The sequence below is a fragment of the Pseudomonas syringae genome, assembly GCF_002157375.1.
GTDB lineage: Bacteria > Pseudomonadota > Gammaproteobacteria > Pseudomonadales > Pseudomonadaceae > Aquipseudomonas > Aquipseudomonas syringae_T.
Map to the genome: position 1 here is coordinate 188,054 of NZ_MTSA01000003.1, position 21,815 is coordinate 209,868.

Sequence of the window (21,815 nt, forward strand, 5' to 3'; positions counted from 1 at the left end):
GGAGCCATTGTGCGTATAGAACCGCTTCCGCCGCTGCAGAACCTGATCGCTTTCGAAGCCGCTGTGCGGCACGGCAGCTTTACCCGCGCCGCCACGGAACTGAACCTGACGCAGAGCGCGATCAGTCGACAGGTCGCGCAACTCGAAGAATTCCTCGGTCGGGCGTTGTTCCGTCGCGAGCACAAGCGCATTCACCTGACGGTTGCCGGGCAGGTCTACGCCGAGCAGATTCAACGGATGCTGACCCTGTGTGCCGAGGCCACCGCACAAGTCATCGCCCACAGCGGCGAACAGCAACTGACACTGGCCTGCTCCAGCGGTGTCGCCGCCCTGTGGCTCGGCCCGCTGCTGGGGCGTTATCGCGATGCGTTCCCGGCGGTGGACATCCGTTTGCGAGTGGTCGACGGGCTGGACTCGCTGATCCGCGCCGAATTCGACCTGGCCTTGTATTTTTTGCGCGAAGTGTCACCGGCAGGCCTGGACAGCACGTTGCTGTTTGCCGAATCGGTGAATGCCTACTGTTCGCCCGACTACCTCAAAGGTCAGGTGCTTGAGCCTGCCCGGTTGCTCGATCATTGCCTGTTGATGCTGGAGGACGGACAGCGTCAGTGGCTGTCCTGGGCTGACTGGTTCGACCGCCAAGGCGTGGATGCGTCAGTGATCCGCCAGCGGATGACCGTCAACCTGTACCCGGTTCTGGTGGACCTGGCGCTGGCCGGTCACGGCATTGTGCTCGGCTGGCAACCGATGATTGATCGTCATGTGCAATCCGGCGCTCTGGTGCCGGCCTGCAACTCCAGCGTAGGTGCCGTCGGGGGCTACTACTTGCTGACACCCAGCGGCAAGACGCCTCGGCGGGCAGCGCGGGCCTTCGAGAAATGGCTGACCGACGAAATAGCGCTGCACCCGGGCACCCCGACACCTTGAAAGCCTGACAACTTGCATGCGCCCTGCGCATGCAAATCTGCGTAATGAACGTTTTCTCAAAAACCGCCTAGCGCCTACTCTCGAATGACGCGGGCAAAAGACCCGCCTCTGCTGCACCAAGCCCATTCTGCCCCTTAATCAATGCAGCCAATGCAGGGGCTTCCCTGCGTGAATCGCATGCAGGAGCCCACTCGTGAGCACGACTACACAACAATCCGCCTCACACACGCATGATCAGAAAGCCCGTCGCGCCGTCACTGCCATAGTGATCGGCAATGGCCTGGAGTGGTTCGACTTCACGGTCTACAGTTTTTTCTCGGTGATCATCGCCAAGGTCTTCTTCCCCACCGGCAGCGAACTGACCTCTTACCTGCTGGCACTGGCCACCTTTGGCGTCGGGTTCTTCATGCGGCCAGTAGGCGGTATCGTGCTGGGCATCTACAGTGACAAGCGCGGGCGTAAAGCGGCGCTCTCGCTGACCATCCTGCTCATGGCAATGGGCACGCTGATCATCGGCCTGACGCCGAGCTTCGCGCAGATCGGCTACCTGGCACCGGTATTGATCGTGCTGGCGCGTCTGCTGCAAGGGTTTTCCGCAGGCGGCGAAATGGGCAGCGCCACGGCGTTCCTGACCGAACATGCGCCCGAGGGCAAGAAAGCCTTCTACTCCAGCTGGATTCAGGCCAGCATCGGTGTTGCGGTGCTGCTCGGCTCTGCGCTGGGTGCGATTCTGTCGAGCTACCTGACCCAGGCGCAGCTGGAAAGCTGGGGCTGGCGCGTGCCATTCCTGATCGGTACGTTGATCGGTCCGGTGGGCTTTTACATCCGCAGCCGCGTCGACGAGACCCCGGCCTACACGGCTGCCAAACCCGTCGAGTCACCGCTGCGCGAAGTCATCAAGACGTATCCGCGCCAGACGCTGATCAGCTTTTCTCTGGTCGTGCTGTGGACCGTCTGCACTTACGCGATCCTCTTCTACATCCCGTCCTATGCACAGCGCGTCCTGGGTTTGCCATCGTGGATGGGGTTCAGCGCCGGCATGATGGGCGGTGCCGTGCTGATCGTCGCCACCCCGATTGTCGGCGCACTGGCCGACCGCAGCGGTCATCGCCCGTGGCTGTTGGGTTCGGCGATTGCCATTTTTTTCAGCGCGTACCCGATGTTCCTGTTCATCAACCAGATGCCGGGGCTGTATTCACTGCTGATCTTCGAACTGGTACTGGGCCTGCTGATCTCCGGCTATATCGGTTCGATCCTCGCCGCCTTCGGGCAATTGCTGCCCACCCACGTGCTGTCCACGGGGCTTTCAGTGGCCTACAACTTTGCCGTGACGATTTTCGGCGGCTTCGCCACGTTCACTATCACCTGGCTGATTGCCACAACCGGCAGCAACCTCGCGCCCGCCTTCTACATCATGTTCGCCGCCATCGTCAGCGGCATCGGCGCGCTGCTGTACCGTGATCCTGCGCCCACTGTTCATCGCCCTTTGTCTGGAGTTTATCAATGAGTACCCCTGAATCCGCCCGCTTGATCCTGCGCAATGGCCGTCTGCTGGACCTGCAACGGGGCCAGCTCGTTACGGGCCAGGAAGTCGTGATCGAGGGCGAACGCATTGTCGAGGTCCGCGCTGAAGGCCAGCCTGCACCGGCCAATGCCCAAGTGATCGATCTGGGCGGCAGAACCCTGATGCCCGGCCTGATCGACTGCCATGTGCATGTGCTGGCCTCCAATGCCAACCTGGGCATGAATGCCCTGCAACCCAACGCCATCATCATGTACCGCGCCTTGCCGATTCTGGCCGCGATGCTGGATCGTGGTTTTACCACCGTACGCGACGCAGGCGGTGCAGACTGGGCGCTGGCGCGTTCGATTCAGATGGGCCTGATTCCAGGGCCAAGAATCTTCGCCTCCGGCAAAGCCTTGTCGCAGACTGGCGGGCATGGCGACATGCGCGCCCGTGGCGAACTGCTGCTTAATGAACCCTGCTCGTGCTGCTTCAGGGCCGGTGCCATCGCCCGTGTGGTAGACGGCGTCGATAACGTGCGCCTGGCGGTGCGCGAAGAGCTGCAACAGGGCGCCAATCAGATCAAGATCATGGCATCGGGCGGCGTGTCCTCGCCGACCGATCCGATTGCCAACACCCAGTACAGCGAGGCCGAAATTCGCGCCATCGTTGACGAAGCGGCCGCAGCGAATACCTACGTCATGGCCCATGCTTACACCGCACGGGCTATTCGCCGTGCTGTCGAGTGCGGCGTCCGGACCATCGAGCACGGCAATCTGGTGGACGCCGACACGGCTCGGCTGATGGCCGAAAAAGGCGCGTTTGCCGTGCCGACCCAGGTGACTTACGAAATGCTGGCCGAATACGGCGAACGCTTCGGCCTGCCTGCCGACTCGGTGGCCAAGATCGAGGATGTCCGTCAGGCCGGGCGTAACGCCCTGCTGCTGTTCGCCGAAGCGGGCGTGCCAATGGGTTATGGCTCCGACCTGCTGGGCGAAATGCACGAATACCAGACCCACGAACTGAAGATCCGCGCAGAACTGCTGGGTAATCTGGCGGCGCTGCGCAGTGCGACCAGCGTTGCCGCGCAAATTCTGCAACGCGAAGGTGAACTGGGTTGCATCGCGGCGGGCGCCATTGCCGACCTGCTGGTGGTGGATGGCGATCCGCTGAGCGATATCAATTGCCTGGTTGGCCAGGGTGAGCAGTTGGCAATGATTGTTCAGGGTGGCCAGGTGCGCAAGAACACCCTGGTCTGATCAACCGTCAGTGGGCGTTGCGGTCCCAGATCCAGTTCCACACGCCGGGCAGTTGCACTGGCTGCGCATCGTCCTTGACCGTGCGGGCCAGTGCAGCGCGCTGCAATTGCGCGCTGTCGTCGTAAAACGGTTTGTCGGCCAGCCGCACGCCGGTCTGCGCAGCACTGTCGACCAGAATCTGCAGGTATTCCCGTGCATGCCGTGCGGTGTAACGGTTCAGGTCATGAAAGGTCACCACCACCGGAACCACACCCTCCACGGCTGGCAGCTCTCCGGCGGCAATACGTTCGCGCACCCGGGAAAGCTGGCTGACCATGTTCGAACGGCGTCGCAGACTGAAGTTGTAGCCCCAGATCTTGCCGTCATTGGCGCTCAGGTCGGTTAGCAGCACCTGCAAGCCGTGCCGCTGGTACGCACCGAACGTGCGTTTGTCGTAGTTCCAGAATGGCGGACGCAGCAAAACGGTCGGTGAGCCGGTGATTGACGCCAGGATGGCACAGCCTTGGGTCAGGGATTGCTCCAGCTCGTCATCGGTCAACGAACGATGATTGGTGTGGTGCGGCGTGGCGGTGTGAAACCCCAGCAGATGACCCTCTTCATGCTGACGATGCATGATCGCCCGGCCTTGATCACTGTTGCCCGCGCCCGTAGCGCCGGTCTGCACGAAAAACACCGCTTTGATGTGCGGCTGGACCGGGTTGTCGGCCAGGCTGTCGAGCACGGTGATGCTCGGGTTGTAGAACGTCGAAGCACTCGGACCGTCGTCGAAGCTCAGCAGGAAGCGAACCGGCGGCTGCTGACGCAACTTCTCGGTGGTGCTGGCCGTCAGCGGGACTGGCGCGCTGATGCAGGCCGACAGGCTCAGGGCGATGCCGAGCATCCACAGGGTTCTGAAGACGGTTTTCATCTGGGCACCGGATCCTTTGAGTGAACGGTTTGAGCCGCTTATGAAGCCGGCGAATGATCATCCACTGGCGCAGCAAACACAATCACCGCCGCGCGGAGTTTGTCGGCCCCGAAACAACTCATGCGGTTGAAATCGGCATGGCTCACGGGCAGATGCTGGCAGTCGATGGCCTGACGATGCAGGCTGTGATCAATGTCGGGATCATGCAGGTAGACAAAATCACTGTCGCAATCCGTCACCATCACCCAATGCGGGGCCTTGGAGCGAGTCAGGCGGTAGCTGCTGATCAACACCAACGGCCTGCCGCCTTCGGCCAGCACACGCGGCAGGTTCAAGGAGCGATCGGGTAACAACTGCACGCTGGACGCCTCAAGCTCGCAACAGAACTGTTCGTGAACCAGGCGGATGACCTGTTTCTTGTTGTCGCTGCGCACCCCGCCCAGAAACAGCGGGCCTGACACCGAGACCAACAGATGCACCGCAAAGCCACGCCGCCATGCCGCCAGCGCCAACCCTTGCGGGCTGCATCCGCCGTGGCCGGAAGTCATGAATACCGTGGTTGCTTCGCGCCATATCTGCAACTCTTCCGCACGGCCCATCAGGCGCTCTGGCTGCAAGGCTTTCATGGCCATCAGCAGACAAGCCGGGCCGCAGGTGAACTCCAGGGTTTGCTGGTAATAAGGCACCGAGCGGCTGCCCTGCCTGACAGGCTCGACAATGCGCTTCTCGTAACGCAACGCTGGCGCATGGTCCTGATAATAGTCGTCAACCTGAGCAAAACGCCGATAACCACTGCGTTCGTACAGCGCGATGGCGGCGGCATTGTCAGGGCGCACTTCCAGCCGCAGATAGGCACAATCGCGCTCCACCGCCTGCTGTTCGGCGCGCTGCAACAACTGCCTGCCCAGCCCCTGCCCCCGTGCAACGTCGGCAATCGCCAGCGAGTACAAGCGCCCCAGCGACGTACCGCGATGGAACAGCACCAGCGCGTAACCGGTGAGTTGCCCGGCGTGTTCGGCAACGATCAGACACGCGTTGGCGCGACGGATCATCCAGTGAAAACTGCGTGCCGTCAGTCGGTCGCCTTCAAAGCACCGGTTCTCCAGAAACAGCAGCGCATCGACATCATCGGCCACTGCGTCACGAAATATAAAGTCCATCTGCACCGCCGTAAAAGTTGTGTAACGAAACGGGACATTTCAAAAAGCACATGCTTAATAGAAAGGACTTGTTTCCCATCGGATCGATTACACATGTCAGCGGCACAGGTGAAGATGAACGAAGTATCGGCCCAACTTGCACTTTCAGCAACGAGTAAACGTGCATTCACACCCCCCTCCTTTGCGACACAGAGGCAACTGTTGATCATTGTCGAGCGGCTTGAAGACTGGGCATCCTACTTCCCCAGCGAAGACTTGATCAGCGCGCAGGATTACCTGGAAAAACCGCTGAAGGCCACGCCTGGCAAGCGTGTGCAGGTCATCAACCTGTGCCGGAGTTACAAGTACCTCGGCCACGGCTATTACTGCTCGCTGCTGGCCGAGGCGCGGCAACACAATGTCATTCCGTCGGTCAAGACCATCAGTGAGCTGACCCGAAAGTCACTCTACGGCCTGGCGCTGGACGACCTCGACAAGTTGCTGGAAACGGCACTTCGGGACCACCCCTATGACGACACCGAAGGCTTTACGCTGACCCTGTATTTCGGCCAGACCACACTTGAACCGTTGAAAGATCTGGCCCGCCAGTTGTTTGAAGCCTTCCCCTGCCCGATCCTCATGGTCGAGTTTCGCAAGCGTGACAACTGGCACATCGCAGGCATCAAGGCCGGCGCCCTGCCGCGCTTGCGCGATGATCAGCAGGATGAGTTTGCCACTGCGCTGGACGGTTTCAGTCGCAAGATCTGGCGACAGCCCAGTTCGCGTCGCATGGCGCGCTATGACCTGGCGATTCTCCATGACCCGCAAGAGCAACTGCCGCCCTCCAACGCCGAGGCACTGGCCAGCTTCATTCGCGTCGGTCAGCGCTTAGGCATTGATGTCGAGCTGATCGAGAAGAAGGATTACGCGCGCCTGGCCGAGTACGACGCACTCTTGATTCGTGAAACGACCAGCGTCGACAACCACACTTACCGGTTCGCCAAAAAGGCCGAAAGCGAGGGCCTGGTGGTCATGGATGACCCCACGTCAATTCTGCGCTGCACCAACAAGGTGTACCTGACCGACCTGCTTAAAAGCCATGACCTGGGCATGCCTCGAACAGAAATCCTCTACAAGGATCGCCCTGAGGAGCTGCAACACGTTGCGACGCGACTGGGCTTCCCGCTGGTGCTGAAAATCCCTGACGGCTGCTTCTCCAGAGGCGTGATCAAGGTCAGCACGGCCGAGGAAATGCACACCGCCACCGCCCAGTTGTTCGAACACTCTGTGTTGTTGTTGGCGCAGGAGTTTTTCTACACCGAATACGACTGGCGTATCGGCATTCTCAATCGCAAACCGATCTTCGCCTGCCAGTACTTCATGTCCAAGGGCCATTGGCAGATCTACAACCACAAGGCGATAGGGGCCGAGGTGATTGGCGAGTGCCGGACGCTGGCGGTACACGAAGCCCCGCGAGCCGTGGTCGAACTGGCGCTCAAGACCGCCAACCTGATCGGTGACGGGCTGTACGGCGTGGATTTGAAACAGTCCGGCGACCAGGTGGTGGTGATCGAGGTCAACGACAACCCGAACCTGGATGCCGGTATTGAAGACGCGTACCTGCAGGACGACCTGTACAGCCTGGTGCTGGAAGAATTCATTCGTCGCCTGGAACTCAAACGCCTCGGTCAGGCATGGTGAGACGATGATTCAAGGTCTGGAACTCAATGACGGTCGGTTGCAAGCCTGTAACCCGCAGAAGGCGCAGGTTCTGTGGTTCAGCAAACCCGACGCTGGCGAGCGCAGGTTGTTGCTGGAGCAGTTTCACCTTGATGAGCATGCAGTAGCGTCGGCACTCGACCCGGACGAAATATCACGCATCGAGTTTCACCCCGATGCGTTGTTTGTGATCTGGAAACGTCCTGAAAACTACTCGGGCAAGGACAGCTTTTCGTTCGACGTCTCGTCGTTTGGCGTGCTGCTGAGTCAGGATCAGCTGGTCTTGATCTGTGGTGATGACCAGCCATTGAGTACGCTCGGGACCCATCGTCCACTGAACCAGCCGCTGGATATCCTGCTGGAGTTGCTGTTCAACAACATTCACCACTACCTGGGCCATCTGAAGGTCATCAAGATGGTCGCCCGGGAACTGCAGCAGAAATTCAATTCCTCGCTGGAAAACCGCCACCTGGTGCAGATGTTCAACCTCAGCGAAAGCCTGGTCTATTACATCAACGCCATCCACAGCAACGGCGCGGTGCTGACACGCCTGCGCAATCATGCGCAGGGCAAACAATACGCTGCCGCCAGCCTCGCGCTGATCGACGACATGATCATCGAGAACGACCAGTGCTACAAACAGGCGGAAATCTATTCCACCGTGTTCGCCGGCTTGATGGACGCCCGGGGCAATCTGGTCAACAACAGCACTAACACCCTGCTGCGCAAACTGACGTTGATCAACGTGGTGTTTCTGCCCCTGAACCTGATTGCCGGGATCGGCGGCATGTCCGAATTCAGCATGATGACCGCCCCATTGCACTGGTGGGTCTCCTACCCGGCCTTGTTGTTGGCCATGTTGGGCATGGGAGCGGTGATGGTCTGGGGGCTGCGCAAAATGGCCCGCTCGTCCTGAGCGGTTACTTTTCCCAATCGGCCCTGGCAATCTTCAAGCCGTGCAGACCGTCATACGCCGCCCGCTCGGGAGACTGCCAGCCGTCCAGCAGCGCGGCGTCGAGGTCATAGATCTCGACGCCCAGCGGTCGGCAGACACTCAGCGGGTCTTGCGCCTCTGGTCCCCACATTGGCAGTGACAGGTCACCACCCGGGCAGGTCGACAAGGCGCACAGCAGGTCGATTTCCGCGAAAAACTCCAGATAATCGCCTTTTTGCGCCGGGCAGGCCTTCATGAAATACAGGTCGTCATGGTTCAGGCCGGTGCATTGAAAGATATTCAGCACGTCATGCACATCAAACTCGGTCAGACCGTGCGGCAGCACCGCGCGAGTCAGGTTCGAGTGACAGTGATGATGAAAGTCTTCGCCGGTCAGCATCTTGTTGATGTACGGGTCGCAGCGCGTGCCCAGCAAGTCATGCAGGCGCCCACCGTGTTCGTCGATGCCATAACTGGCGAGGCTGTCATCGGTGATGGTGACCAGTGGCCGCAAGAACGGCAGGTTCGACCACAACCGGTCATGGGTGCTGACATGCGCGCCCTGTAACTGACGCGTACGCGCCGCCCACAGCCGTTCGCGAGTGTCGTGGGCATTCCACACGTTGAAATCCCCCACTTGCGGCCCCACCGGTGTGGTCACTCGAAACACCTGCCCCGCCTTGACCTTCCAGGCGCGCCCGGTGCGAATCGGCACGTCGAACTGTTCGACCAGCGTGCGCTGCTGCGCATTCGTACGGATGCGCTCGTAGAAGGCCGTGTCCACGCGCAGCGCTGCGCCTTTGCTGACCTGGTAAGCGGCCGGGTAGTCTTTGTACATTCGGGGGCTTCTCGTTGGCGGGGTGTACCGATTATTGCTGCAAATTGCAGGCCTGATCGGATCACTGAAAATCCCGACTCCGCACATCCAGCCCGGTCAATAACGGCGTCAGGTCATACAGGCGCTGGGCGATCAGGTGGCGTACGCCGCTTTTCGACTCCAGCCGCCCGAACACCTGCAGCAACTGCGAACCGACCAGCACTTTGCGCTGGCGCTCGGCCAGGTCGCGCCAGACCACCACGTTGACCATGCCGAATTCGTCTTCCAGCGTCACGAAGGTCACACCGCTGGCGGTGCCGGGCCGTTGGCGGCCGATGACCAGTCCGGCCAGGCTGAGGGTTCGGTCGTTTTCGAGGGTCAGCAGGTCTTGCGAACTGCGAAAGCGTTTGGCGGCCAGTTGGCGCCGCAGCAGTGCCAAGGGATGCGGGCCGAGGGTGGTCCCCAGCGACGCGTAGTCGGCCATCAGGTCTTCGGCCACTGTTGGCAGCGGCAGTGTCACCTGGACCTCCTCACTGGTCAGCTCATCGAACAACGGGCGCTGGGCTTCAACCCCGGCCACTTCCCAACGCGCCCGATGCCGATGGCCGATCAGGCCACGCAAGGCCCCGGCATCCGCCAGTGCTTCGGCGGCGCGAGAGTCCAGACCGGCGCGCTGCGTGAGGTCGGTGGCATCGGTAAATGGCCGTGTCGAGCGAGCCGCCTCGATGCGCAGCGCATCTTCTTCACGAAAGCTGCGCAGCATGCGCAGCCCGAGGCGAATCGCCAGATTGCGCGTGCTGTCAGGATGGTCAACCGGTTCCAGCGTGCAATCCCAGTGGCTGTAGCGCACATCCACCGGGCGAATGTCGATGTGATGGCGGCGCGCATCCTGCAACAGTTGATCCGGGTTGTAAAAGCCCATCGGCCAACTGTTGATCAACGCACAGGTGAACGCTGCCGGTTCGTGGCATTTGAGCCAGCAACTGGCGTAGGTCAGCAAGGCAAAACTGGCGGCATGGGATTCAGGAAAGCCGTAACTGCCGAACCCCTTGATCTGCTCGAAGATGCGGTCGGCAAAATCCGCTTCGTAGCCATTTTCCAGCATGCCGCTGCGCAGACGCTCGCGATGCGGGTCCAGCCCGCCATGACGCTTCCAGGCCGCCATTGCACGACGCAACTGGTCCGCCTCGCCGGGGGAGTAATCAGCAGCGATGATCGCCACTTCCATGACCTGCTCCTGAAACAACGGCACGCCCAGGGTGCGCTCAAAGACACTTTTCAGTTTGGGCGGATAGGTAATGGCCTCTTCACCATTGCGCCGACGCAGGTACGGATGAACCATGTCGCCCTGAATCGGCCCAGGCCGAACGATGGCGACTTCGATCACCAGATCGTAAAACTTCTCCGGCCTGAGGCGCGGCAGCATGGCCATCTGCGCACGGGATTCGATCTGAAACACACCGAGGGTGTCGGCGCGGCTGATCATTTCGTAGGTTTTTGGGTCATCACCCGACATGTCTGCCAATGTCCACTGCTTGCCCCGGTGCAGATGCACCAGGTCAAACGTTCTGCGCAGTGCGCTGAGCATGCCCAGGGCGAGGATGTCGACTTTCAGCAGGCCGACCAGGTCCAGATCGTCCTTGTCCCACTGGATGATGGTGCGGTCAGCCATCGCGGCGTTTTCGACCGGCACCAGTGTGTCCAGCGGATGCTCGGAAATCACGAAACCACCCGGATGCTGCGACAGGTGCCGGGGGAAACCGATCAGTTCGCCGGTCAGGGCCAGCACGCGCTTGAGAATAGGTGTTTCAGCATCGAATCCGTATTCGCGCAGGCGTTCGGGCGACGGCAGCGCGTCACTCCAGCGACTGAACGCCTCGGCCAAGGCGTTGATCTGGTCTGGTGGCAAGCCCAGCACCTTGGCCACGTCAAGCAGTGCGCCGGAACCGTGATAGGTGCTGGCCACCGCAGTCAGCGCCGCCCTGCCCCGGCCGTAGCGCCGGAATATGTACTGGATGACTTCTTCGCGGCGGTCATGCTCGAAATCCACGTCGATGTCCGGTGGCTCGTCGCGCTCTTTGGAAATAAAGCGTTCGAACAGCAGGTTGCTCTTTTCCGGGTTCAGCTCGGTGATCCCCAGCGCGTAACAAACCGCCGAGTTGGCCGCTGACCCACGGCCCTGACAGAGGATATGCTGGCTGCGGGCAAACTCGACGATGTCATGGACCGTCAGAAAATAGCTGTCGAACTTCTTTTCCGTGATCAGGGCCAGTTCCTTCTCGACCTGCGCCCGCCCCGCCACACTTAAACCTGTCGGCCAACGCCTGCGAATGCCGCGCTCGGTCAGTTCGCGCAACCAGGACGAGGGCGTCTGGCCTTTGGGGACCAGTTCATGGGGGTATTCGTACTTCAATTGTTCAAAATCGAATGTGCAGCGCCGGGCAATGCGCGCCGATTCGGCCAGCAGCCAGTCCGGGTAATGCTCGGCCAGCGCCTCCAGTGGACGTAGATGGCGCTCGCCATTGGCAAACAGCAGATGCCCGGCCTCGGCCACCGTGGTGTGATGGCGGATGGCAGTCATGGTGTCCTGCAGCGCTCGCCGCCCACGGGCGTGCATATGCACGTCACCGCTGGCCACTGCCGGGATGCCCAGCCTCTGCGCCAGCGTCAGCAGGTCGGCCAGACGCTGGTCATCATCGGCACCGCGATGCAGTTCTACGCCAAGCCACAGCCGCTCGGCAAAATGCCCGCGCAGCCAGTTGCCCTGCGCCAGACAGGCCTGAGCATCATCCGCGATGTCCGGCAGCCAGATGGCCAGCAAACCGTCCAGCGACAGGTCGAAATCTTCACGCAGCAGCCGGTACTCGCCCTTTCTGGCTCTCCGCCGCGCTGCCGTGATCAACTTGCACAGTGCTTCATACCCCGTCTTGTTCTCCACCAGAAGAACCATTTTCGGGCCATGCTCGATGTGCATTTCGCTGCCGACGATCAGCGGCAATCCGGTGTCTTTCGACGCCTGCCAGGCGCGGACGATGCCTGCCAAGGTGCATTCATCGGTGATCGCCAGCGCCGTATACCCGTGGCGCAAGGCGCGTTCGAACAGTTCACGGGCGCTTGAGGCACCGCGCTGAAAGCTGAAGTTGGACAGGCAATGCAGCTCGGCGTAATCCGTCGTCATGCGAACCAGCCATGCAGCAGCCATTCGCCCTGCTCGCCAACGCGGCGATAGGCCCAGGCGCGCTGGCCACTGGCGGTTTCGACCAGGTAGTAGTCACGACGCACATCGCCACCGTCCCACCAGCCGGACTCGATTCGCTCAGGCCCTGCAATGATGCGCGTCGCGTGAACCGGCAACGGCTGCGGCTCCCGCAGCAGCCAGCCAGGGCGCGTCCCCCCCTGCGCTGGCAAGACCGGTTTGCGGGTACTCTGCGGCTGCCAGGCACATTCGGGGCGGTGGTCGGCCTGAGCGCGCAGGCCATTGACCGATTCGTCACCGAGCCGCGCACGCAGGCGTTCGCGCAGTTGCTCCCAAGGCAGGGTCTGCTGTACACGTTCATCGAACAGCTCACGGTGCGCCGGCACAAAGTCCGGCAAGTCGCGGGCCTGCAAGCGCACCGCACGTACCGGCGAGGCCACCACTGCCTGTTCCAGCCTGCCGCGAGCCAGTTCGAAGAGCATTGATGAATCACGTTCGGCACTGAGCAACCCGACCGGAACCACGGTCTCCGGGCCATCGACATGTTCCAGATGCAGGGCGAACCGTTGCACGCCGCTGTCACGTCCGGCCAGAAACAAAGCCAGATCGGCAATCAGGCGCTTGAGGGGGAACAACAGGGCCTGATGCGATTCGACGTCGAAATTCAGCTCGATACGCACATCGAAAAAGTCAGGTGGCGTGTAGCACTCCAGCGCCACCGGCCGTTCGCCGAGCAAGGTGTCGAGGTGTTGCAAAACGCTGGCCGGAAAACGCCGCGCCAGGGTATTGCGCGGCAAAGCCAGCACCTGTCGCAGGTTGCGCAGGCCCATACGCGTCAGGGCGGTGGCCACCTCACGGCTCAGCCCGATGCGCTCCAGTGGCATCTGTTCCAGGGTGCGGCGCAGTTCATGCGGGCAATCAATGCTCAGTCCGTCGTGCATGTTGGCCAGCATTCGCGCCGCTATCGGGTTGGGCGCCACCACGATGCGATGCCGAAAGCCCTGGGTGGTCAGCTCTTCACGCAGGCGCGCCTCGAACACCGGCCACGGCCCGAACAGCTTGAGGCTGGATTCGATTTCCATCAGCAGCACCCGAGGGTATGTGAGGCTGACACTGGAACTGAAGCCATACGCCCAGGCGGCAAGCAACTGTTGCAACCGCTCGGTGTCATCGGGGTCATGCACGACTGTCGCAACGTTCGGGACCAGCGCGTGCGCGGCCGTCAATGACTGCCCGGCCCTCAGCCCCAACGCCCGCGCAGCCGGGTTGACGGTTTGCAGGATGCGGCGATGCGCACTGCCACTGATCAGCGCCAGCGGTGCATCAGGGTCGCTGCAACGGCGCATGACGCCGTCGAGCGCCAGTTGCGGCAACAAGACACAGGCCCAAAGCATAAGAACCTCAAGCGTCGGTCGAAAACGGGATGGGAAAAGGCGGCGCAAGACCGCCCCGGCACTTGAGCACCCGCACTTGTGCGGGCCGGGTATCGACAGCGATCCGCAGTGCGGCTGGTGAAGGGTTGGCCGCCGCCTGCTGAGGGCGGCAGGCAAAGGCCAGGGTCTGCCCGGTTTCGGCGGCGACCTGCAAGCGCCGCAATGCGCGGTCATCGACCATGCCGGGCCAGCACACTACCGCGCCACAACTGCCGGAACGCAGGCATTGCTCGGCGGCCCACAGGGCATCGCGGCTTCCGGCCTCGATCACCACCAGATGACGCAGGTCGACCCCGGCGGCCAGCCAGGCTTGCGGATAGGGAATGTAAGGCGGTGCGACCAGCACGATGCGTTCACCGAGACCCGAGAGCCGCGCCAGACTTGGCCACAGCAGGCGCAATTCACCACTGCCATTGGCCGGAATGAGGATTTCGGTCAATGCCGAAGCAGGCCAGCCGCCGGTGGGCAACGCGCTGTCCAGGGCCGCATGACCACTGGGGTGCGGGCTGCCCTGAGGCGCGCTCTGCTGACGCCCCTTCCAGACCCTGCGCTCGTCCAGCAAGGCATCGAGGCTGACGACGGCGCCCATCATTCGCGCCGGACCAGCCCGCAGAACACGCCTTCGATGGCGAACTCCTGATCAGGCGTGACGATGATCGGCTGGTAGGCCGGGTTGCGCGGCAACAGGTGTAACTGATCACCTCGATGTTGCAGGCGCTTGATGGTGACTTCGCCGTCCAGACGGGCGACGATGATCTGTCCGTCACTGGCCTGCGGGTTGCGATGCACGCCGACCAGATCTCCGTCGAGAATGCCGTCCTCGATCATCGAGTCGCCCTGCACGCGCAACAGATAGTCCGGCACGCGGGTGAACGTGCTGCGATCCAGGTGCAACGTGGTGTGTATGTCCAGATCCGGCCCGATAGGTGCGCCTGCCGCAACACGGCCCAGCACGGGTATTTCCAGCAATTCGGGACGCAGTTCGGTGTTCAGCAGCCGTATGCCGCGTGCCTGGTGCGGCACAACCTCGATCAGACCGGCGTCCGTGAGGGCCACAATGTGCTTGCGCGCCACGCTGCGCGAAGCAAACCCGAAGGCTTCGGAGATTTCCGCCAGGCTCGGCGATTGCCCTTGCTGCGCGATGCGATCGCGGATGAAGGTAAGGATTGCGCTGCGACGGGGAGATAATAGGCTCATGGAGTACATTTGTACTCTTTTCGGTGTTTTGTGGCTAGCGCAGTTGGTCGGATGGGAGCGCAGGGATTGCATGGCCTTTGCCCGGAGGGCGTGGGGCAAGCAAGGGGATTATTCAGAATTTCCCAACAGTGAAATCACAATCACCCGGTTTATCGAGCCATTCAAAGGGCACAGACTCAACCGCTCTTTCAAAACGTCAGGAGCACTCATTGTGATCACGCGCCAACTGGGCAAAAACGGCCCGCAGGTGTCTGCCGTCGGGCTGGGCTGCATGGGCATGTCGGACTTCTACACCACCGGCATTGACGAAAAAGAATCCGTTGCCACGCTGCACCGCGCGCTGGAGCTGGGGGTCACCTTTCTCGATACTGCCGACATGTATGGCCCGCACACCAATGAGACCCTGCTGGGCCGTGCTTTGGAGGGCAAGCGCGAAAGTGTTTACCTGGCCAGCAAGTTCGGCATTGTGCGTGGCGATGATCCGCATGCGCGGGGTGTCAACGGCAGCCCTGAATACATTCGTCAGGCCATAGAGGGCAGTCTCAAGCGGCTGAACACGGATTACCTCGATCTGTACTACCAGCACCGCGTAGACCCTGGCGTGCCGATCGAGGACACCGTTGGCGCAATGGCCGAGCTCGTCAAGGCAGGCAAGGTTCGCCACATCGGCCTCTGTGAAGCCAGTGCAGCGACCATCGAGAGAGCGCACAAGGCGCATCCGCTGGCGGCCGTGCAAAGTGAATACTCGTTATGGTCCCGAGACCCGGAACACAATGATGTGCTCGCCACATGCCGCCGTCTGGGCATAGCCTTTGTGGCCTACAGCCCGCTGGGACGCGGTTTTCTGACCGGGGCATTGCGGACCCCGGACGACTTTGCTGCAGATGATTACCGTCGTTTCAGCCCACGCTTTCAGGGTGAGAACTTCAGTCGTAATCTCGTGCTGGTGGAAAAGGTCAAGGCGCTGGCATCGGCCAAGGGCATCAGTGCGTCTCAACTGGCACTGGCCTGGGTTTTGGCGCAGGGCAACGACATCATCCCGATTCCGGGCACCAAGCAGCGTAAATACCTGGAGAGCAATGTTGCCGCAGCCACTCTGGAACTGAGCGACGACGAACTCGCCCAACTGGATGCAATCTTCCCATCCCGTGGAGCGGCATCAGGCGAGCGTTACAACCCGGCGTCGATGAAGGCGCTGGACGGCTGACAAGCCCGGCCCGAGGTCAGGTCGTTGTAGGGCAAGCCACGGTGCCGTTGTTAAGGCCCTGTTTGTGATTCTTGTAATCCAGCGTGGCTTTGCCGTCGACCCACTTCAGGGTGACAACGACCACCGAATCGAAATCATCGCCTGTCCAGTCATCCACCAGATTGACCGGTTTGCCGGATGCCTCTTCAGCCACCTTGTTGATCAGTTCCGGCAGGTAGCCGTGTGACCAGGCGGTGTAGATGATGGCGTTATGGTACTTGTCACGCATCAACTCGTCGGCCAGGTCACTGGTGTCATTGGCACCGAAGTCGATATTGACTGGCAAGCCCAGCTTGATCGCGCTGGGTCCGACCGTCATCAAAGGCCGCACATAGCTGTAGGACAGATCTCCCTCGCCCTCTTCGACATGCCGGCTCGGATTGGCGGCGAAGATGAAGTCAGCCTTGCCGAATTCTCTGGGGAGCACTTCCGACAGTTCTATGGCCCGGTTGAGACCCTGACAATTCAATTGCCCCAACCCCATGGCCGGCTTTTCAGCATGACGAAGAAACACCAGTGTCTGCGTACCGTTCTTGGGTTCGGCATGCACACCTTTGCCGAGTGTGAACAGCACCAGCGCAGAAGCCACGAGCAATGAAGGGAAAAAGAACCAGGCGATGCGGCGCTGAAGACGGGCGGTCAAAGGCATTTTTGGAATATTCATCAGTTTCTGAGTCCGTTGCGCATTTGAAAGGGGATCAGCCGTACGGCTGGTGCGAATGTGCAAGCGTGTGCCGTTCGTCCCGAGAGTTTCTGCGGATCAGTAGAACAAGGGCGCAGTCAGCGCTCACCCGTGATCACGCGCGAATCTTAGTGCGCACATGTTTCGAAATTAAGAATGTGGACGATTAAGAGTGTCAAAAAACGATTCTGTTGCATGCACCCTGAAATAAAGTGCCGCTGCGCTGAGAAAACCGTCAGAAAATCGTCGAAAACCGAGACAAAAAGCCGGACTGTTGCCCAGCCAACAGCCCTTCAACAGGTTGCTACCCGAGCAACATCAGACAGCGCTTGAAAAACACCCTGAGCCCTTGAACGGCGAGGCTCTCATGCCTTTGGCACAGAGCATGCAATATTCCATTTGTGAATTTCATACCCTTCGGACTGCTGATTTTGAAATATGCAAATCCGTTATTGCAGCCACGTTTCCCTGATCTGGACGCCTCACTATGCCACAACCCCCTGTTTCTTTTCGGTTACAGACGCCCCGCGCTCTGATTCGCTGGATGGTTACGGCCTGCGCAGTCGTACTGAGCCAGCAGGGCGTGGCACAAGCCGCTGAAACGGCACCTTCTGAAGTACGCCTGGATTACGCTTATTACTCACCGGTAAGCTTGGCACTCAAGCATTTCGGCTGGCTGGAAAAAGCGCTGCCGGAGGCCAGGGTGACCTGGGTGCTGAGTCAGGGCAGTAATCGCTCGCTGGAATACCTGAACAGCGGCAGCGTCGATTTTGCTTCGTCCGCCAGCCTCTCCGCCGTGCTGGCCCGCGCCAACGGCAGCCCGATCAAGTCTGTCTACGTCTACAGCCGGGCAGAATGGACCGCGTTGGTCGTGCGCAAGGATTCGCCCCTGCAATCGGTTGCCGAGCTGAAAGGCAAGAAAATCGCGGCCACCAAGGGCACCGATCCCTACCTGTTCACGCTGCGTGCCCTGCAACAGGCCGGATTGAAAAAGGATGATGTCGAGTTGCTGCACCTGCAGCATCCAGACGGTCGTACGGCCCTCGAGAAAGATGACGTAGACGCCTGGGCCGGGCTTGACCCGCACATGGCGGCCAGTGAACTCCAGTCCGGGTCCCGCCTGCTTTACCGTAACAAGGACTTCAACAGCTACGGTGTTTTGAGCGTCACAGAAACCTATGCGAAAGAGCATCCACAAGCGATCAAAACAGTATTGAGCGCCTACGAAAAAGCCCGCGAATGGGCCGTGAGCAACCCGGATGAGCTGGCCAAATTACTCGCCACAGAGTCCGGACTGCCGCTGGAAGTCGCCCGACTGCAATTGTCCCGCACCGACCTGAGCAACCCGCAACTGAGCGCTAACGATGTAGAGGCGTCCAAATCGGCGGCGCCGATTCTGGTGTCCGAAGAGCTGGTGCGCAAAGGCGTGAATGTCGAACAAGTGATCGATCAGTTGATCACGCCTGACTTCTCCAAAGCCGTGATCGCAGCCCCATGACCCGCCGGGACGAATCCTTGCCTGCCGTGGCGCAACCAGCCTTGCCTGACAGCGCGCAGGGCACACGTGATCAGCGTTACAGGACGCCGCTCAAGGGGCTGGTGGTTCCCGCCTTGATCATTGTCGTGCTGGAAATAGTCGTGCGCATCGGCTGGTTGCCGTCGTATCAGATGCCCGCGCCCAGCGATATCGTGCTGACACTGCGCGATCTGGCTGACGGCGCCTTGTGGAAACACGTCAGTGCCAGCCTGTTGCGCGTACTCAGCGGCTTTTTCATCGGTGCCAGTCTGGCGCTGGTGTTTGCCGCCTGGGTGGGCCTCAGTCGCGAGGCGGAGGCTTACCTGGAGCCGACGTTCGCCGGGCTGCGCTCGATCCCGAGCCTGGCCTGGGTGCCGCTTTTGCTGCTGTGGCTGGGCATCGGCGAAACCTCGAAAGTCGTGCTGATTGCGATTGGCGCGTTTTTCCCGGTGTATCTCAACGGTGTGGCAGCGATTCGTGGCATTGACCGCAAGCTGGTGGAAGTCGGCCAGATGTACGGGTTCAGCCGCTACCGACTGACCCGGCGCATTCTGCTGCCCGCCGCCCTGCCCGGCCTGTTCACCGGCTTGCGCAGCGGCATGAGCCTGGCGTGGATGTTTCTGGTGGCTGCCGAGTTGATCGCGGCCACCAAAGGCTTGGGCTACCTGCTCAGTGACGGCCGGGAAACCTCGCGTCCGGACATCGTGCTGGCTGCCATTATTGTTCTGGCAACCCTGGGCAAGCTGAGCGACGGCGTGCTGGCGGGCCTGGAAAAACGTTGCCTCGCCTGGCGAGACACATTCAACGGTCAGCGCCGTGAGGGGTGATCAATGCCGGATTCGTTGATGGACATTCGGGTAGAACGCAAGGTCTTCGCCGGCAACACGGTGCTGTGTGACATCGCCCTGTCACTGCAATCGGGCGAAATTGTCAGCCTGCTCGGCCCCAGCGGCTGCGGTAAGAGTACGCTGCTCAGAATAGTCGCCGGGCTGGAGCAGGACTTTCGTGGCTCGGTGGCGCGTGTCCAGGGCGAGGTTGCTTTTGTGTTCCAGGAACCGCGTCTGATGCCCTGGCTGACCGTCGAGCAGAACATCGGTTTCAGCGACGATGACGGCTACGACCGCGCCTGGGTCGCCCAACTGATCGAAGAAGTGGGGCTGTCCGGTTTTGCCGACACCTTGCCAAAGGCGCTCTCAGGGGGAATGGCGCAACGTGTGGCACTCGCTCGAGGCCTTTACTCGCACCCGGCCATATTGCTGCTGGATGAGCCTTTCAGCGCGGTGGACGCATTCACTCGCATGAAACTTCAGGACTTGCTGCTGCAACTGGCCCGGCGTCACGCCATCACCCTGCTGCTGGTCACTCACGATGTCGACGAAGCGTTGTACCTGGGCGACCGCGTGTTGGTGATGGGCAACCGGCCCGGCACGATTACCCATGAACTGCCGGTCGGGCTGCACGCGCCAAGGGATCGACGTGACCCGCTACTGGCCCGGCTGAAAGCCCAGGTGTTGACCGGATTGCATCAGGCTCACCTCATCTGAACCGGGATATCGGGCTGGACGTTCAATGATCAGCCTTGAAGGCGTCCCAGATGCCCAGGCGCAGCACCTCGATATTGACTGGCACCTGAACCATCACGAATAACCGGCTCAACATCTCTGCATCGGGGTAGACATCGGTGTCGGTCCAGAGGGCTGGACTGATCAAGGCATCCGCTTTCTCGTTACCGTTGGCGTAATGCACGGTGTTGGTGATGTTCGCGATCACTTCCGGCCGCAACAGGTAATTCATGAAGGCGTAAGCGCCCTTGGTGTCTTGGGCATCGGCAGGGATGGCAACCATGTCGAACCACATCGGCGCGCCCTCTTTGGGCACCACGTAGTTGATTGTCGAGCCATTGCCCGCTTTTTCAGCCAACGCCTGGGCCTGGGAGATATCCCCGGAGTAGCCGACGGCCACGCAGACTTTCCCTGCTGCCAGGTCGGCAATGTAATCGGCAGAACTGAAATTCCGTATATACGGCCTGACGCTGTCGAGTACCGCCTTGGCCTGTGCATAGTCGCTCGGCACTTCGCTGTGAGGCGGCAAACCGAGGTAGTTCAGGGTAATGGGCAAGAGCGCTGGCGCGCTGTCCAGAAACGCAACACCGCACTGGGCGAGCTTTTTCATGTTCTCAGGTTTCAGTACCAGGTCCCAGGAATCAAGCGGCGCATCTTTACCGAGTATCGCCTTGACCTTGACGGCGTCGTAGCCGATTCCGGTGCTGCCCCACAGGTAGGGAAAACCGTGCTTGTTGCCCGGATCCCCGGCCTCCAGTGCCTTGAGCAGCACCGGATTGAGGTTCTTCCAGTTAGGTAACTGGCTTCTGTCGAGGGTCTTGAGCAGGCCTTTCTCGACCTGTCGGCCCATGAAATGAATGGACGGAAAGACCAGGTCATAGCCGGAATGGCCCGCGACCAGCTTTGCATTCAATGCCTCGTTGCTGTCAAACGTCTCGTAGGAAGTTTTATAGCCCGTGGCAGCTTCGAAGTTTTTCAGTGTGTCCGGCGCAATGTAATCGGTCCAGTTGTAGATATTGACCGTCTCCGCCGCATGGCTGGTCGAGGCCAGCATCATGAGTGCGGCAAAGGATTTTTTCAGCATGCGCAGCTCCTCGGGTCAATAGCGACAGCTTGCCCCAGGCGCTGCGGGAAAACCACCTTCGTTCGAGTAAAATCCGCTCTATTTCAGCGTTTCTTGATTGCAAATAGCGCTGCACAGAACGTGCCCGGCCATCCCTTTTCATGATGCCGTTCATGTCATTGAATTTCTCACTCACCGTCATAAAAATTTTTTCCAGAAACGGCTTCGCAAGTGCTATTTTCAATACTCGTCAGACCGCTTGGCAGTCTTGCCGTAAAGCAACGTTCCGACAGATGAATGGAAGCGCCAGTCATCGTCCGGCAAGCATGGCTTTACCTGATCAATCCTGCCTTGGTCTGCCTACCCCGTAGAGCACAGTAAGTGTTCGGTTTATTCAGGTGGGCCATCGTCATGAACAAAGTCACTTTTCCCAATGCTTGCCAATTGATGCGCTGGCACTTCCATCCGGTCGGCTTTGAAGCCTCTATGGATGCACCTGGGAGCATGATTGCCCGACTGTTCGATCGCGCCAGTGGCGAAACAGTGGTGGCCATTGCAGGCTTGCCTTGTTCTACGGTTATGAACGCAGCCGATGTCGAGCGCATCATCGAGGCTATCGAGGATGAGCTCGAATTATTTGGCTCGCACACGCCTCAGCAAATGGTCGGGTTTTCCTGAACGGGTCGATGTGAACTCCCCCCACGCTGCCTGAGG

At 60.5% G+C, this 21,815-nt stretch carries 19 protein-coding genes; 10 read left to right on the forward strand and 9 right to left on the reverse strand.

The genetic code is table 11. The features are described 5' to 3' along the window. The first annotated feature begins 9 nt into the window (after positions 1–9). From BW686_RS04375 to BW686_RS04385, 3 genes are all read left to right on the forward strand, one after another. Positions 10–927, forward strand: coding sequence for a LysR substrate-binding domain-containing protein (locus BW686_RS04375; protein WP_084914628.1), 918 nt, complete (start codon positions 10–12; stop codon positions 925–927). A 193-nt stretch (positions 928–1,120) separates the two neighbouring features. Continuing rightward, on the forward strand, positions 1,121–2,434 hold the full coding sequence (locus BW686_RS04380; protein ID WP_084914630.1) for an MFS transporter: 1,314 nt from the start codon (positions 1,121–1,123) through the stop codon (positions 2,432–2,434). Continuing rightward, the gene (locus BW686_RS04385) at positions 2,431–3,690 is read left to right on the forward strand and encodes a metal-dependent hydrolase family protein (RefSeq protein ID WP_084914634.1); all 1,260 of its coding nucleotides are present in this window, start codon (positions 2,431–2,433) and stop codon (positions 3,688–3,690) included. The genes BW686_RS04380 and BW686_RS04385 overlap by 4 nt, the downstream gene beginning before the upstream one ends. Before the next feature lie 7 nt (positions 3,691–3,697). Here the strand turns inward: BW686_RS04385 and BW686_RS04390 are convergent, their stop codons facing one another. Further along, positions 3,698–4,597 (reverse strand): polysaccharide deacetylase family protein, encoded by a 900-nt coding sequence (locus tag BW686_RS04390; RefSeq protein WP_084914637.1) that lies wholly within the window; start codon positions 4,595–4,597, stop codon positions 3,698–3,700. Between the two features lie 38 nt (positions 4,598–4,635). Beyond that, positions 4,636–5,757 carry a GNAT family N-acetyltransferase/peptidase C39 family protein gene (locus tag BW686_RS04395; protein ID WP_084914640.1) on the reverse strand — a complete coding sequence of 374 codons (1,122 nt, stop codon included), beginning with the start codon at positions 5,755–5,757 and terminating at the stop codon, positions 4,636–4,638. Between the two features lie 93 nt (positions 5,758–5,850). On the opposite strand from BW686_RS04395, the gene BW686_RS04400 reads away from it, so the two are divergent. Continuing rightward, entirely contained in the window at positions 5,851–7,437 is a 1,587-nt protein-coding gene (locus tag BW686_RS04400) for a RimK family protein (RefSeq protein WP_084914643.1), read from the forward strand. A 4-nt stretch (positions 7,438–7,441) separates the two neighbouring features. Continuing rightward, positions 7,442–8,371, forward strand: a complete 930-nt coding sequence (locus BW686_RS04405) for a magnesium transporter CorA family protein (protein ID WP_084914646.1) — start codon at positions 7,442–7,444, stop codon at positions 8,369–8,371. Between the two features lie 4 nt (positions 8,372–8,375). Here BW686_RS04405 and BW686_RS04410 read toward each other — a convergent pair whose 3' ends face one another. The 5 genes from BW686_RS04410 to lexA all read right to left on the reverse strand — a co-directional run bounded on the left by BW686_RS04410 (position 8,376) and on the right by lexA (position 15,041). Continuing rightward, positions 8,376–9,227: an urea carboxylase-associated family protein gene (locus BW686_RS04410; protein WP_084914649.1), complete on the reverse strand. Its 852-nt coding sequence runs from the start codon at positions 9,225–9,227 to the stop codon at positions 8,376–8,378. A gap of 61 nt (positions 9,228–9,288) precedes the next feature. After that, positions 9,289–12,384, reverse strand: a complete 3,096-nt coding sequence (locus BW686_RS04415) for an error-prone DNA polymerase (protein ID WP_084915061.1) — start codon at positions 12,382–12,384, stop codon at positions 9,289–9,291. Further along, positions 12,381–13,796, reverse strand: coding sequence for a Y-family DNA polymerase (locus BW686_RS04420; protein ID WP_084914651.1), 1,416 nt, complete (start codon positions 13,794–13,796; stop codon positions 12,381–12,383). Before BW686_RS04420 ends, BW686_RS04415 begins: the two co-directional genes overlap by 4 nt. Positions 13,797–13,803: 7 nt before the next feature. Continuing rightward, positions 13,804–14,424, reverse strand: coding sequence for a translesion DNA synthesis-associated protein ImuA (imuA, locus tag BW686_RS04425; protein ID WP_179149182.1), 621 nt, complete (start codon positions 14,422–14,424; stop codon positions 13,804–13,806). Continuing rightward, complete coding sequence (lexA, locus tag BW686_RS04430) at positions 14,424–15,041, reverse strand: transcriptional repressor LexA (RefSeq protein ID WP_084914656.1); 618 nt, start codon at positions 15,039–15,041, stop codon at positions 14,424–14,426. The genes imuA and lexA overlap by 1 nt, the downstream gene beginning before the upstream one ends. A 202-nt stretch (positions 15,042–15,243) precedes the next feature. Between lexA and BW686_RS04435 the strand changes: the two genes are divergently transcribed. Then, on the forward strand, positions 15,244–16,239 hold the full coding sequence (locus tag BW686_RS04435; protein ID WP_084914659.1) for an aldo/keto reductase: 996 nt from the start codon (positions 15,244–15,246) through the stop codon (positions 16,237–16,239). Positions 16,240–16,255: 16 nt separating this feature from the next. Here the strand turns inward: BW686_RS04435 and BW686_RS04440 are convergent, their stop codons facing one another. Continuing rightward, complete coding sequence (locus BW686_RS04440) at positions 16,256–16,942, reverse strand: hypothetical protein (RefSeq protein WP_084914661.1); 687 nt, start codon at positions 16,940–16,942, stop codon at positions 16,256–16,258. A gap of 505 nt (positions 16,943–17,447) precedes the next feature. Here BW686_RS04440 and BW686_RS04445 point away from each other — a divergent pair. Genes BW686_RS04445 through BW686_RS04455 form a run of 3 tightly spaced genes read left to right on the forward strand, consistent with a single transcriptional unit; the run spans position 17,448 to position 20,020 of the window. Then, entirely contained in the window at positions 17,448–18,458 is a 1,011-nt protein-coding gene (locus BW686_RS04445) for an aliphatic sulfonate ABC transporter substrate-binding protein (protein WP_084914664.1), read from the forward strand. After that, entirely contained in the window at positions 18,455–19,303 is an 849-nt protein-coding gene (locus BW686_RS04450; RefSeq protein ID WP_084914667.1) for an ABC transporter permease, read from the forward strand. Before BW686_RS04445 ends, BW686_RS04450 begins: the two co-directional genes overlap by 4 nt. A gap of 3 nt (positions 19,304–19,306) precedes the next feature. Further along, positions 19,307–20,020 carry an ABC transporter ATP-binding protein gene (locus tag BW686_RS04455; protein ID WP_084914669.1) on the forward strand — a complete coding sequence of 238 codons (714 nt, stop codon included), beginning with the start codon at positions 19,307–19,309 and terminating at the stop codon, positions 20,018–20,020. Between the two features lie 22 nt (positions 20,021–20,042). Here BW686_RS04455 and BW686_RS04460 read toward each other — a convergent pair whose 3' ends face one another. Then, entirely contained in the window at positions 20,043–21,122 is a 1,080-nt protein-coding gene (locus tag BW686_RS04460; RefSeq protein ID WP_084914672.1) for a polyamine ABC transporter substrate-binding protein, read from the reverse strand. A 390-nt stretch (positions 21,123–21,512) separates the two neighbouring features. On the opposite strand from BW686_RS04460, the gene BW686_RS04465 reads away from it, so the two are divergent. After that, a complete protein-coding gene (locus BW686_RS04465; protein ID WP_084914674.1) occupies positions 21,513–21,779 on the forward strand; it encodes a DUF1652 domain-containing protein in 267 nt (88 codons plus the stop codon). The last annotated feature ends 36 nt before the right edge of the window (positions 21,780–21,815 follow it).

Coding starts and splice junctions, on each gene's coding strand:
- BW686_RS04385 (WP_084914634.1), top strand. CDS start 2,431: ATGAGTACCCCTGAATCCGCCCGCTTGATCCTGCGCAATGGCCGTCTG.
- BW686_RS04390 (WP_084914637.1), bottom strand. CDS start 4,597: ATGAAAACCGTCTTCAGAACCCTGTGGATGCTCGGCATCGCCCTGAGC.
- BW686_RS04395 (WP_084914640.1), bottom strand. CDS start 5,757: ATGGACTTTATATTTCGTGACGCAGTGGCCGATGATGTCGATGCGCTG.
- BW686_RS04400 (WP_084914643.1), top strand. CDS start 5,851: ATGTCAGCGGCACAGGTGAAGATGAACGAAGTATCGGCCCAACTTGCA.
- BW686_RS04405 (WP_084914646.1), top strand. CDS start 7,442: ATGATTCAAGGTCTGGAACTCAATGACGGTCGGTTGCAAGCCTGTAAC.
- BW686_RS04410 (WP_084914649.1), bottom strand. CDS start 9,227: ATGTACAAAGACTACCCGGCCGCTTACCAGGTCAGCAAAGGCGCAGCG.
- BW686_RS04415 (WP_084915061.1), bottom strand. CDS start 12,384: ATGACGACGGATTACGCCGAGCTGCATTGCCTGTCCAACTTCAGCTTT.
- BW686_RS04420 (WP_084914651.1), bottom strand. CDS start 13,796: ATGCTTTGGGCCTGTGTCTTGTTGCCGCAACTGGCGCTCGACGGCGTC.
- imuA (WP_179149182.1), bottom strand. CDS start 14,424: ATGGGCGCCGTCGTCAGCCTCGATGCCTTGCTGGACGAGCGCAGGGTC.
- lexA (WP_084914656.1), bottom strand. CDS start 15,041: ATGTACTCCATGAGCCTATTATCTCCCCGTCGCAGCGCAATCCTTACC.
- BW686_RS04440 (WP_084914661.1), bottom strand. CDS start 16,942: ATGAATATTCCAAAAATGCCTTTGACCGCCCGTCTTCAGCGCCGCATC.
- BW686_RS04445 (WP_084914664.1), top strand. CDS start 17,448: ATGCCACAACCCCCTGTTTCTTTTCGGTTACAGACGCCCCGCGCTCTG.
- BW686_RS04450 (WP_084914667.1), top strand. CDS start 18,455: ATGACCCGCCGGGACGAATCCTTGCCTGCCGTGGCGCAACCAGCCTTG.
- BW686_RS04455 (WP_084914669.1), top strand. CDS start 19,307: ATGCCGGATTCGTTGATGGACATTCGGGTAGAACGCAAGGTCTTCGCC.
- BW686_RS04460 (WP_084914672.1), bottom strand. CDS start 21,122: ATGCTGAAAAAATCCTTTGCCGCACTCATGATGCTGGCCTCGACCAGC.
- BW686_RS04465 (WP_084914674.1), top strand. CDS start 21,513: ATGAACAAAGTCACTTTTCCCAATGCTTGCCAATTGATGCGCTGGCAC.